The following is a 13,073-nucleotide window of genomic DNA, read 5'->3' on the forward strand; positions in this document are numbered from 1 at the left end:
CATACAGCATTTATTGTATCAAACGTTGAATTGAAAGGAAAATAAGAATATGATTAAAAAGCGAATAAAGTTGATGATTGTGTATTCTACTGACTTCGTGATAAACTATTAGTACAATATAATAGTACCAACTACTAAAAAGTAAGAGGGAGTTTTTTATGGATATGATTCTTGTTTTGGTTATAGCCTATTTAATTGGATCGATTCCTTCCGGGCTATGGATTGGCCAAATATTTTATAAAACAGATATCCGAAAGCACGGTAGTGGCAATTTGGGTGCAACAAACACATTTCGTGTACTTGGTAAAAAAGCTGGAATAGCTGTAACCCTAATGGATATTTTAAAAGGGACGGTTGCTACCCTAATACCAACAATTGCTGTCTTTGCTAATAGTGGTGTACATCCTCTTATTGCTGGTGTCGTTGCAGTATTCGGCCATATGTATCCAATCTTTGCTGGCTTCCGAGGAGGTAAAGCTGTTGCAACCTCAGCAGGTATTTTACTTGGTTACCATTGGCCAATTTTCGTTTTATTAGTTTTAGCTTTTTTACTTTGCTTAAAAGTATACAAAATGGTAAGTCTAGCTTCCATGTTTGCAGCAGTTGTTGCTTTCATTTATGCACTTATCTATGCTATTTTAGAAAAAGAGTATTTACTCTTAATCATCATAACGATTATAGTAGTCTTTATATTCTATCGTCATCGCACAAATATTTCACGTATTAAACACGGTACAGAGCCAAAAATAACTTGGTTATAGTTAAAAGGAGTGTTCTCATGAATATTGTGATAACTAATCAAGCTTTACAATGGTTTTCAAATGAAATGGAAGTACAACCAGGCGACACAATTCGCTTTTATGTACGATATGGAGGCTCTAACCCTTTCCATGAAGGATTTTCACTTGGCATGAGTAAAGATGAGCCTATGAATCCTACTGTCATAGCAAAAAATGAAGGTGTAACTTTCTTTATCGAAGAAGACGACGTATGGTTTTTTAATGATCATGATTTATATGTAGACTTCGATCAAGAATTAGATGAACTTAGCTATGATTATAAATAAAATACATACAAAAAGCATGCTAGAGTTATTAGCATGCTTTTTGTTTTTTATTTTTGAATCTCAGCGATTTCTTTATACTTGTTATACCATACTTCATCTACATGATTAAACGCCACTGGACGGAAGTTTTCCTTTTTTACTACAATATGTTCAGATGTTGCAGTTGCAGCAACTGTGCCATCTGTATGTAAAATTTCATAGGCATAAACCGTACGTAATCGATCTTGTGATTTTACCCAAGTGCGAATAATTGCTTTTTCACCATAACGTAAAGCGGCTTTATAGCTTACATTTACATTCATAACAGGAGAAACATAACCATCCGCTTCAAATTTTGTTACTGAAAATCCAAGATCATGAATAAGTTGTGTTCTTCCTACTTCCATCCATATAACATAATTCGCGTGATAAACTACGCCCATTTGATCTGTTTCTGCATAACGAATTTCGATTTCTTTTTCACTTACAAACATTTCTGTCACCTCATTCATTAGTATATCGAAATTTCTTCAAAAAATCTTATTTCGATCATCGTTTCAACCAAAAACCCCTCATTTTTTTTACAATTTGAAAATCTTTGATGTAATTTTGGAATAAATATTAATAAAAATGTTATTAATCTCTTTAATGAATCAATTTTTAAATACGAACATTTCAACATTTTAACTTACAATATTCAGATATTGTTGTTCCGCTACAGACGGCGCTTTCCACGGGCAAGCATCAAGCCTCCTCCTCACTTCGTTCGTGCGGGGTCTTGATTCGCTTGCTTTTCCCGTAGGAGTCGCCGTCTTTCGCTCCACAATGAATAAAAAGTGGATATTAAAAATGTTCGTATATTTATTGAATTTTGCATTTTGAAATTGACTCAAATACATTCTTTTAAAAAAGAGCTTGAAAAACATTTTAAATCGAATTACCTTATCTAAGAAAGGAGGAATAAAACATGATAATATCTATTGAAGAATTACCTGAATCAAGGATTGCTTATTTCCGAAACCTTGGAGAGTATGGTGAAAAGCAAAACAGAGAACTAATGGGGTCGTTTAAAAATTGGGCGCAGTTGAATGGTGTATTTGATAATTCTACAATTTTAGGTATACCACAGGATAACCCTGAGGTTACTCCTAAAGAGAAATGTCGTTATGATGTTTGCGTTATTATAGATAAAGATTTTAATGTAGCAAAACCAGCTCAAGATGGTAAATTTTATGGTGGAAAATATGCTGTTTTCTTGCTTGATCATACAAAAGAGGCAATCAGTGAATTTTGGAGTAATATTTTTATTGAAATAGAAAAAAATAATCTATTAATAAGAGAACAGCCAATTGTAGAAAGATACACTTCACAAATGATTGATAATCATTTATGTGAGATATTATTTCCCATTAAGTAATAGAAACAGAGAAACTTACCATCTTTTGTTAAATTTAGTAGAGATGATTTTGAGGACTGATATCTAAAAAAAATCACCCCCAATAAAAACTAAAGGGGTGATTTTTCAAACTTTTTGATTAAAGCTCTCACTATAGAGGTTTTTACAACAGGTTATCTTTTACTTGCTTCATTTGCACCGAATAAACCGATTGATTTGTTTTTGTTCCATACACTATTCCAGTATCGATGTGGTACTGGTCCATATCCCGCGTAAGGAGCTATTTCGATGGTTAAACCTGGTTTCTTTTGATTTAATATAAACCAATCAGCAGATGATCCAGATCCTCTATATGGTAAAGGAGGTACAACTGAATAGCCTGTAATTCTCGCAACACTTTTAGCTAAATTTAAATCTCTTGTACGATTAGATCCTTTTTGGAAATTATACCAATATACAATTTGTCCAGATGAGTGGTAAGATAAATCAGTTTTAAATTTATGACGTTGTACAAAAGCTTTTAATGCTTGTGCCTCCGGTTCTGAGAATGCACTTGTTCCTTTATAATTCATATAAGACTTAGGTGTTGTGGCTACATATTTCCATAATCCATCAAAATTGCGGTTTAAGTCAACGCCTCGTCCATTTGCCTTCCAACGATTAAAATTATTGCTTCCATGATTATATTTTTTGAGACTCGCTTTATATTTACTATCCATCGAGCCAATGCCTTTTTGGACTAATGTAACTCCATCAGGATTCATCATTGGTACAAACCAAATACTTGTTTTATCTAAAACACGTTTCACATTATATCCCGCATAATTTGTTCCTTTTCGATAAGAAACAGTATACTGATCTATCATTTCCATTAGGACATTCGTTGTCATATGTTCCCGCGCATGTATAGCAGCATCCATTAAGATTTCTTTCTTTCCATTCCCTACACGTAATGCATAAATAGAACGTCCTTGTACGGATTCTCCAATCTTTTCGATTTCAGTGAATTCAGGGTATAGCTGTGCAAAGACACGAAGATAATAGTTGTACATCCCGTAGGTAATGTTCTTTGTTGGGTTAACTATATTGGAATGGTTAAAGTATTTAAGATCTACATAGCCTGATTTCCCCATATAATTAATGATTCCTTTATTACCTTTTAAACCTTTTAAGCTTACTACTTGTCCTTTATTGATTGTCCCCATCTTGGTGCCTTTAGAAGTATAAATAGAGTTTGTTTTACTTACTGTTAGTGTGATAGGATAAGTGGATTTCATTAATGTTCCAAGCGATGCAGGATTTTCTGTAGGGATTGTACCTTTTTTGAGGATTGCATATGTTTGACTTCCAACTTGAATAATATGATATTTAGCTGTTGATTTAGCTACTTTTACTACTGCTCCATTATCTAATGAACCCATCGCTTTATACTTACTACCATCGATTTTATACATTTTAACTGAGCTTGTCGCAACCTCTACATTGCTGTTTTTCTTGTAGTCGATATTTACATCGCTAATAGGAATGTATCCTCTTACTCCAGCCATTGATACTACATAATAATCTTGCACTACATCAACAACTTTGAAAGTCGTTTCTTTTGTTCCTTCGACAAGAATTTTCGAATTGTTATCGTTTTCGGAGTAAATGTTAAAGTTGCTTTTAGTGGTGATGATCAGATTTCGTTTCTGAGTTATTTCTGATGGATTTTCAGGCGAAGCAATTAAGTTTTCTGCTTTAATCCAATATGTATTTTCCCCTATAAGGATTTCAAAATAGTCCTCATTTGAAGATTTTGTTACATAATATGCATGATCATCTGCTGGTAGTTTCAAATTTGTTGGTTGTAACGATTCCGGTGTAAATAGCTCTGCATCTGAGCTTATTTTAGCGAAATTTCCAATACTCTGATTTTCACTTCCACTTTCAGATGAAGTTGTATCATTAGTCTGACTGTTAACTCCTTCTGAACTGTTTTCTAAACCATGTTTTGTTACTTTAACTGCACTGCTTTGTTCACTTAATTCAGCCGCAAATGCTTCAGCGGATAGTAAACTCATCGACAGCAAAAATCCCGCTGAATAGACAAGCGAGCGCTTAATTTTCTTTTGTATTCCCATTATTTTTTAACACCTCGTTTATTATCTAGTATAAATATATCATAAAAAATAGTACTTTGGTTTGTTTTGACAAGGTTTTGTTAACAATATTGTTATATTTATCCGTATCTTTACTAATAGACACTATCCGCAGGATTCAGCATTTTTCGCTCAAGTTCGGTAATAAAAACAATAAAAAAAACATGTGCACAATTTACTTGTGCACATGTATGAAAATGTTCATTTTACAACGAACTTATTTTGCTAATTTATTACGTAATACCATTTGTAGGATACCGCCGTTACGGTAGTAATCTACTTCTACTTCTGAGTCGAAACGAGCAAGTGCTTTGAATTCTTTTGTAGAACCATCTTTAGCAGTTGCAGTTACAGTTAAGATATCGCGAGGTTTAACACCTTCACCGATTTTTACTGCAAATGTTTCTTCACCAGTAAGGCCTAGTGATTCAGCGTTATCGCCATCTACAAATTGTAAAGGAAGAACACCCATCATTACTAAGTTAGAACGGTGGATACGTTCGTATGATTCAGTGATAACTGTTTTAACACCTAGAAGGTTAGTACCTTTAGCTGCCCAGTCACGTGAAGAACCCATACCGTAATCTTTACCACCAAGTACTACTAAACCAGTGTTGTTTTCAGCATATTTCATTGCTGCATCATAGATGTATTCAACATCGCCTGTTGGCCAGTAAGTAGTGAAGCCACCTTCTGTACCTGGAGCGATTTGGTTACGGATACGGATGTTAGCGAATGTACCACGCATCATAACTTCGTGGTTACCACGACGAGAACCGTAAGAGTTGAAGTTACGTGGTTCTACACCGTTTTCACGTAAGTATTTACCAGCAGGAGTATCTTTACCGATTGCACCTGCAGGAGAGATGTGGTCAGTTGTAATTGAGTCACCAAACTTAGCTAACACGCGTAAGCCAGCAAGTTCTTGAATATCTTCTGGTTTAGCAGATAAGTTTTGGAAGAATGGTGGGTTTTGAATGTAAGTTGATTTATCATCAAATTCATATAATGAATCAGTTGAAGTTTCAATTTCATTCCATTTTTCGTTAGCGTTGAATACTGTTTCATATTCTTTTTGGAATAATTCACGAGTAACAACTTTTGAAAGTACTGCGTTAACTTCTTCAGTTGTTGGCCAGATATCATCGAAGAATACATCTTTGCCGTCTTTGTCTTTACCGAATGAATCTTTACGTAGGTCAACATCTACAGTACCAGCTAATGCATAAGCAACAACCAATGGTGGTGAAGCTAAGTAGTTAGCTTTTACTAATGGGTGTACACGACCTTCGAAGTTACGGTTACCAGAAAGTACTGAAGTTACGAATAAATCGTTAGATTTGATTGCTTCTTCAATTTCAGGTAGTAATGGACCTGAGTTACCGATACATGTAGTACAGCCGTAACCTACAGTATTGAAACCAAGAGTATCAAGGTATTGTTGTAAACCAGAGTCTTGTAAGTAGCCAGTAACAACTTTAGATCCTGGAGCCAATGAAGTTTTAACCCATTTAGGAACTGTTAAGCCTTTTTCAATCGCTTTTTTCGCAACAAGACCTGCAGCGATTAAAACGTATGGGTTTGATGTATTTGTACATGAAGTGATTGCAGCAATACCAACAGCACCTGCTGGAATTTCTACATCGCCTTCAGCAAATTTAGCTGTTGCTGTTTTTGTGAATTCATCTTCAGTTAAACCGAAGCCTTGAACACCAGCTGGAGCAACTACTACTTCGTGGTAGCGATTTTTCATGTTAGAAAGTGGAATCAAATCTTGTGGACGTTTAGGACCAGAAAGGTTTGGTTCGATATCGTTTAAGTCGATTTCTACTACATCAGTGTAAGTTGGTTCTAATTCTGGGTCAAAGAACATGTTGTTTGATTTCAAGTATGATTCTACAACTTTGATATGTTCTTCTTCACGACCAGTTAAACGCATGTAGTTAAGTGATTCTTCATCAATTGCAAAGTAACCACAAGTTGCGCCATATTCAGGAGCCATGTTAGAGATTGTTGCACGGTCAGCCAATGGAAGTGCAGGTACGCCAGGTCCGAAGAACTCAACGAATTTACCTACAACACCTTTTTTACGTAACTCTTGAGTAACTTTAAGAGCTAAGTCAGTAGCTGTTGTGCCACTTGGAAGTTTACCAGTAAGTTTAACACCGATAACTTCTGGAATTGGGAAGTATGAAGGTTGACCTAACATACCAGCTTCAGCTTCGATACCACCAACGCCCCAACCAAGAACACCGATACCGTTGATCATAGTTGTATGAGAGTCAGTACCAACTACTGAGTCTGGGAATGTTTCGAATGTACCGTCAGCATTTTCGTTCACGTGAACTACTGGAGCTAGGTATTCTAGGTTAACTTGGTGTACGATACCAGTTGCTGGTGGAACAGCACGGAAGTTATCGTAAGCAGTTTGTGCCCATTTTAAGAAGTTATAACGTTCTGCGTTACGTTCGAATTCAAGATCCATATTTGCTTGTAGTGCAGATGAGTTACCGTATTTATCAACTTGTACTGAGTGGTCAATTACTAAATCAACTGGAATTGCAGGGTTGATTTCGTTAGCGTCGCCGCCCATTTCTTTCATAGCTGTACGTAGAGATGTTAAGTCAACTACTACTGGTACACCAGTGAAATCTTGTAGTACTACGCGAGATGGTTTGAAAGGTACTTCAGCGTTTGCGTCTGCATCTTTACCCCATTTAGCTAAGTTGTCTACGTGATCTTCTTTGATTACGTAGCCGTCATATTGACGTAATACTGATTCTAATAATACTTTGATTGAATAAGGAAGGCGTGAAACTTGTGCGATGCCAGCTTCTTCGATCGCAGCTAAACGATAAAAGTTATAAGTTTTACCGTTAACTTCGAATGAAGAACGACTATTATGCAAGTTGTTGTTTGCCATTGTTCGGTTCCCCCTCTAAATAAACTAATGAAAAGGCTTTTTAATTGAGCATCTTTTCTCCAAAACCAATAATAATCGAAAAAGATACATAAGTAAATAACATTAATTTTATGCTTTGTGATAAGAAAAAATTATGACCTCTAATTTAGAAAACGTTTTCGCACATTTTCATCAGGAATTTTACATATCTTACCTGAATTCGTAAATTTATAACGATTTTTGGATATTATTCGGTAAAAATAATCACGGATGGGTGAAGGAATTATTTTAAAAATAAAAAAGAACAAAAAAGGAAAGTTTAAATTTTTTGTAATAAATAGAATCGCATTCGATTCTGTTAACATTTTTCCATCCTGATAAACAACAACCGAATCTAAGTTTTGAGTTATATTTGCTGGTAATAACTTTGCTGCGACTTCTCCTTGTAGTGGTGCAAATTTAAAAATCGGTTTCTTTTCATGTCTTAGTACAAATTGCACCGACTTTTGGCAAAATCCACAGTCACCATCATAGAAAAGAATCGAATTCATAACATCCTCCTTTATTTTATAATAGAAGAAACGCCAATTTCTCTTAATGGTACAGAGAATTGAAATTATTATCAATAAAAATACCCAGCTTAGGCTGGGCTTTTTTCAGCTAAATTATTCATCTATCAAGATAATATATGTTGCATGAATTGGGCCATGTACTCCAACAACTAATTTCATCTCAATATCAGCCGAGTTACTCGGACCAGATACGAAATCAATTGCTGATGGTAATGTTTCACCTGATTCTACACGTTTGTTTAATATTTGTGCTACTTGTGTCATACGAGGTACAATCGTGCTTTTTTTGACAATAGCGATAAAACTATTAGGTAAAAGACCAACAGATTTACCCTGTTCCTTATCAGAAAAAAGCACAACAGTTCCTGATTCTGCTAGCGCATACTCAGAAAAAGTTAGCCCAATATTAGCTTTTTCCGCATTTTCAATATTTTTTTCTCCTAATTCTTCCTTCCATTGTGAGATTTCATATCCTTTTCTTGGCCATATTTCTTCATACAATGATTTTAGCTTGTATTGATTAAAGCGTGGATCTTGCCACATTGAAATTGGTCCACCACCATAGTTTTCTACTACTTGTTCTAATGCTTGTGGTAATTCTTCAACAGTCGTTTTTACTACATCTGTATGAATGTTTTGACACTGCTTTTCAAGAATTTCTAACAAATCGTCTTGTGATAATCCTTGATAGCCTTTTTTCTGTGGTGCGTATTTCCAATTACGTTGTGGTTTATCTGTTGTATTTACAGCACGACCTAAAGACATCCCGATTGTTTCTAAAAATTCTTCACGGTGTTGAATCATTTGTTGTCACTTCCCTTTTCATGTTCCTTGAACCAATCTCTAAAGCGTTCTTTTTTAGGTGCTGGGAAATCACGAACTTTAGTCCATTCTTTTAATGGTCCAGGTCCTTTTGAAATTTTTCCGTTTTTCGAAAGGGGTGCTACAAAGCGTGAAGCGATCTTAGCTCCAGTTGCGTATATTGAGCTTGATGATCCACCTAGGCTAAATGCTTTCATCAGCATGGCTTCGGAAACGGGTGCCTTTCCTTCCTTTTCAACGATTCGTTCACGATGTGTTAATAGCAATTCATGTAATGGAATCTTTACTGGACATGCTTCTGAACACGCTCCACATAAAGATGATGCGTATGGCAACTCTTTGAATTCATCATAACCGGCTAGTAATGGCGTTAAAACAGCGCCAATAGGTCCTGAATAGATAGAATTATAAGAATGTCCACCTATATGCCGGTATACTGGGCATACATTGACACAGGCACCGCAACGAATACATTGTAGAATAGATTGGAAATCTGTACCTAAAATACTTGAACGACCATTATCGACAATAACTAAATGAAAATCCTCAGGTCCATCTGTTTCTCCGGGTTTACGTGGTCCTGTAATAACATTGACATAGCTTGGCAATTTTTGGCCAACTGCACTTCTTGTTAGCATATTCACTAAAACTTCTAGTTCTTCAAATGTTGGTACTAGTCTTTCCATCCCCATGACTGTAATTTGAGTTTTTGGAATTGTTGTAACCAGCCCCGCATTTCCTTCATTCGTCACAAGACTGATAGAACCTGATTCCGTTATGGCAAAATTACATCCCGTAATCCCAACATCCGCTGTTAGGAATTCATTGCGCAATGTAGTACGAACATGTCTTGCTAAATCACCAGCTTCAGCTGAATTTTCTGGATTATATCCTAATTTATCAACAAACACATCTTTCACTTGATGGGCATTTTTATGTAATGCCGGTGCGACAATATGTGAAGGTTTATCGTGATTATCAATTTGCAATATATACTCACCTAAGTCAGTTTCCACAACTGTACATCCTGTTTCTTCCAATGCTTCATTTAAACTGATTTCTTCGGTTACCATTGATTTTGATTTAACGATTTTCTTTGCTTTCTTTTTCTTCACGACTTCTTGAATATAATCTGTCGCATCTTTTGCTGTTTTTGCAAAAAATACATGTCCGCCAGCTTTTTCAACGTTTTCAGCTAATTCATTTAAGTAATAATCTAAATGATTTAATACATGTTGACGAATTTCTTCTCCATGCGAACGCCACTCTTCCCAATCACCTAATTCTTCTGCAGCGGCAATACGACCTGCACGAAGACGATCTTGAGCAGAAACTACTGACCCTCTCATAAATGAATTGCTTAAATTATCTTCGACGTTATCTTTAAATTTATGATTATTAAATTGAATAGACATTCAATTCCCTACCTTCCCTAATGGTGATTCAGTACTTCTGCAATATGCATTACTTTGACATTTTCACCACGTCTTTGCATACGGCCTCCAATGTTCATCAAACAGCCACCGTCTGCTCCTATTAAGTAATCTGCCCCAGTTTGTAATGTACTATCTACTTTTTCATCTACCATTTGTTCGGAAATATTGCCCATTTTCACAGAGAACGTTCCACCAAAGCCACAACAATTATAGCTATTTGGCAAATCAATCAATTGAAGACCTTCCACATGACTTAATAATTTTTTGGGTGACTCAGATACGCCTAAAAGTCTAGTCATATGGCATGATGGATGGTATGTAGCTTTCCCCTCTAATTTCGCACCTACATCCTCAATTTTTAGTACATTGACGATAAAATCCGTTAATTCGTATGTTTTGGATGCAACTTTTTTCGCTTTTTCAAAATAAATTGGATCCTCTTTAAACACTTTTGGATATTCTTTGAACATAAACGCACAAGAACCAGATGGTGCTACTATCACTTCAGCATCCTCAAACGCTTCAATCATTTTTTTCATAGGTTCTTTTGCGTCTCTTACATAACCTGAGTTATAAGCAGGTTGACCACAACAAACTTGGCCTTTTGGAAAAATAACTTCACAACCCAATCTTTCTAATAGTTCAACTGTCGCTTTACCTACATCTGTTTGAAACATATCCACAATACATGTTGCAAATAATGAAACCTTCATTCATAAATCCCCCTCAATAAAAGAAAGTTAGGTCATCAGATGACTAACTAGATAGTTTTTATACTACACTCAAAATTCTATATTTTCAAACTATTTTAATTACACTATTTGTACTTATTATTGAATACAAAAAGAAAGTGCGACAACTTATGGTCACACTTCCTTTTAATTTTTGATACATAGCTTTTCAACTATACTTTTTTATCAAAGTCAAAATCAACTTCTTCTAATTTAACTAATTTCGTTTTCCTAAATATTTTATAACCAATCAGTAAAATTATGAATAGTGGAATACCCAAGTATGCGGCTACAACACTGCCCCAATCCACATTATCAGCAAGAAACGCTTGGAAATTTTGAGCTAATATTACGATAATGCCACATGCGATTGCAAAAATTGGTCCAATCGGATACCATTTTGCACGATATGGTAATTCATCTAAAGAATGACCTTGTGCCAAAAATGCTTTACGGAAACGATAATGACTGACAGAAATACCTAACCAGAAGATAAATCCTGTAATTCCTATAGCATTCATCAACCAAAGATAAACTGTACCATCGCCAAAGAATGAAGCTAAAAAGGCAAGGCCACCAATAGCACACGTGAAAATCATACTAGCAATAGGTACACCACGTTTATTCAATTTTGCAAATATTCTTGGAGCTTGTCCTTCTCGAGCCATAGAGAATAGCATACGAGTGGATGCATAAACACTAGAATTACCTGCTGATAATACAGCTGTTAAAATAACTGCATTCATAAGTGAGGCAGCAAATGCAATTCCTGCCTTTTTCAAAATTAGAGTAAACGGACTAACCATTACACTATCATTTTGTAAATTTGGATTTGTATACGGAATTAGAAGTCCGATAACAAAAATCGCCAAAACATAAAATAGTAGAATTCTCCAAAACACACTATTCACAGCTTTTGGTACATTTTTGGCTGGATCTTCACTTTCCCCAGCTGCAACACCAACAATTTCAGTTCCTTGGAAAGAAAATCCTGCTGCGATAAATACAATGAATACTCCCATCATACCGGTTGGAAAAGGTGCATCACCAACTGTGAAGTTTTTAAAGCCAACTGCTTCACCACCCATAATACCGAAAATCATAAGAATACCTACAACAATAAAAATAACAATTGCACTTACTTTTATTAAAGAAAGCCAATATTCTCCTTCTCCATACCCCTTTACCGATAAATAGTTTAGAAGGAAAATAATCGTTAAGAATGCACCACTCCATAACCAGGAAGGGCTATCTGGAAACCAAAATTTCATAATCATCGTAGATGCGGTCAATTCAGCTGCAATTGTCATTGCCCAGTTAAACCAATAAGTCCATCCAATGGCAAAACCGAATGCAGGATCCACAAATTTAGACGCATATGTACTAAATGAGCCACTTGTTGGCATAAAAGCTGCCATCTCTCCTAAACTAGTCATAACAAAGTAGACCATTGCTCCAACTATAGCATATGCTAGTAATGCACCACCTGGACCAGCCGTATGAATTGCAGTTCCACTACTAAGAAATAAACCGGTTCCAATTGCTCCTCCGATTGAAATCATCGTTAAATGACGGGATTTTAATTTCCGTTGTAAATGCTGTTGTTCTTGCTGTTCAACAATACTTTGTTCATGTTGTTTAATAACAACATTTTGTTCCTCATGATGTACTGTCATTCTCTTCATCCCCTTTGAAAACGCTATCATTTTATTTTATAAATTTAAATGTTCTATATTACACCCCTTCGTCAGCAAGTAAAATAGTACACTTTCGAGCAAAATAGTATTTTGTTGTCGAATTTACAAAATAAATATATTAGAAATATAATTCATAATTGTCTGAAATGCAATGAATTTTTAGAAATTTAGTACTTTTTTTAAAAAAGTTAATACTTTTTATTTTCAAAAATGTATATCCGAAGTAAAATTAGTGCAAATCCATGTCATTGGATTTGCACTTTTAGGTTTTGAATCTGTTGATTTCCGTTCAAATATGACACTTTCTACATGATGTGGAGTTAGCTTCAATTTT

11 protein-coding genes are annotated in these 13,073 nt (G+C 35.3%); 3 read left to right on the forward strand and 8 right to left on the reverse strand.

The features are described 5' to 3' along the window. Nucleotides 1–158 precede the first annotated feature (158 nt). Both plsY and ACIQ4I_RS02765 read left to right on the forward strand, forming a co-directional pair. Nucleotides 159–761, forward strand: a complete 603-nt coding sequence (gene plsY, locus ACIQ4I_RS02760; RefSeq protein WP_403092580.1) for a glycerol-3-phosphate 1-O-acyltransferase PlsY — start codon at nucleotides 159–161, stop codon at nucleotides 759–761. Nucleotides 762–778: 17 nt separating this feature from the next. After that, a complete protein-coding gene (locus tag ACIQ4I_RS02765) occupies nucleotides 779–1,066 on the forward strand; it encodes a HesB/YadR/YfhF family protein (RefSeq protein WP_403092581.1) in 288 nt (95 codons plus the stop codon). Nucleotides 1,067–1,113: 47 nt separating this feature from the next. On the opposite strand, the gene ACIQ4I_RS02770 is transcribed toward ACIQ4I_RS02765, so the two are convergent. Then, nucleotides 1,114–1,539 (reverse strand): acyl-CoA thioesterase, encoded by a 426-nt coding sequence (locus tag ACIQ4I_RS02770; protein ID WP_397538707.1) that lies wholly within the window; start codon nucleotides 1,537–1,539, stop codon nucleotides 1,114–1,116. A gap of 473 nt (nucleotides 1,540–2,012) precedes the next feature. Between ACIQ4I_RS02770 and ACIQ4I_RS02775 the strand changes: the two genes are divergently transcribed. Beyond that, nucleotides 2,013–2,462, forward strand: coding sequence for an AraC family transcriptional regulator (locus ACIQ4I_RS02775; protein WP_403092583.1), 450 nt, complete (start codon nucleotides 2,013–2,015; stop codon nucleotides 2,460–2,462). 152 nt (nucleotides 2,463–2,614) lie between these two features. Here the strand turns inward: ACIQ4I_RS02775 and ACIQ4I_RS02780 are convergent, their stop codons facing one another. The 7 genes from ACIQ4I_RS02780 to ACIQ4I_RS02810 form a co-directional block, all read right to left on the reverse strand. Further along, a complete protein-coding gene (locus ACIQ4I_RS02780) occupies nucleotides 2,615–4,561 on the reverse strand; it encodes a M14 family zinc carboxypeptidase (RefSeq protein WP_403092585.1) in 1,947 nt (648 codons plus the stop codon). 235 nt (nucleotides 4,562–4,796) lie between these two features. Then, a complete protein-coding gene (gene acnA / locus ACIQ4I_RS02785) occupies nucleotides 4,797–7,502 on the reverse strand; it encodes an aconitate hydratase AcnA (protein WP_403092587.1) in 2,706 nt (901 codons plus the stop codon). A 140-nt stretch (nucleotides 7,503–7,642) separates the two neighbouring features. Next, nucleotides 7,643–8,032 carry a thiol-disulfide oxidoreductase DCC family protein gene (locus ACIQ4I_RS02790; RefSeq protein ID WP_403092589.1) on the reverse strand — a complete coding sequence of 130 codons (390 nt, stop codon included), beginning with the start codon at nucleotides 8,030–8,032 and terminating at the stop codon, nucleotides 7,643–7,645. 114 nt (nucleotides 8,033–8,146) lie between these two features. Continuing rightward, entirely contained in the window at nucleotides 8,147–8,857 is a 711-nt protein-coding gene (locus ACIQ4I_RS02795; protein WP_403092591.1) for a LutC/YkgG family protein, read from the reverse strand. Further along, the gene (locus ACIQ4I_RS02800; RefSeq protein WP_403092593.1) at nucleotides 8,854–10,290 is read right to left on the reverse strand and encodes a LutB/LldF family L-lactate oxidation iron-sulfur protein; all 1,437 of its coding nucleotides are present in this window, start codon (nucleotides 10,288–10,290) and stop codon (nucleotides 8,854–8,856) included. The genes ACIQ4I_RS02795 and ACIQ4I_RS02800 overlap by 4 nt, the downstream gene beginning before the upstream one ends. Nucleotides 10,291–10,307: 17 nt before the next feature. Then, nucleotides 10,308–11,024 carry a (Fe-S)-binding protein gene (locus ACIQ4I_RS02805; protein ID WP_403092595.1) on the reverse strand — a complete coding sequence of 239 codons (717 nt, stop codon included), beginning with the start codon at nucleotides 11,022–11,024 and terminating at the stop codon, nucleotides 10,308–10,310. A gap of 191 nt (nucleotides 11,025–11,215) precedes the next feature. Then, the gene (locus ACIQ4I_RS02810) at nucleotides 11,216–12,604 is read right to left on the reverse strand and encodes an amino acid permease (protein WP_403093351.1); all 1,389 of its coding nucleotides are present in this window, start codon (nucleotides 12,602–12,604) and stop codon (nucleotides 11,216–11,218) included. Nucleotides 12,605–13,073 lie beyond the last annotated feature (469 nt).

This window comes from Rummeliibacillus sp. NPDC094406, from assembly GCF_044763875.1.
Classification (GTDB): domain Bacteria; phylum Bacillota; class Bacilli; order Bacillales_A; family Planococcaceae; genus Rummeliibacillus.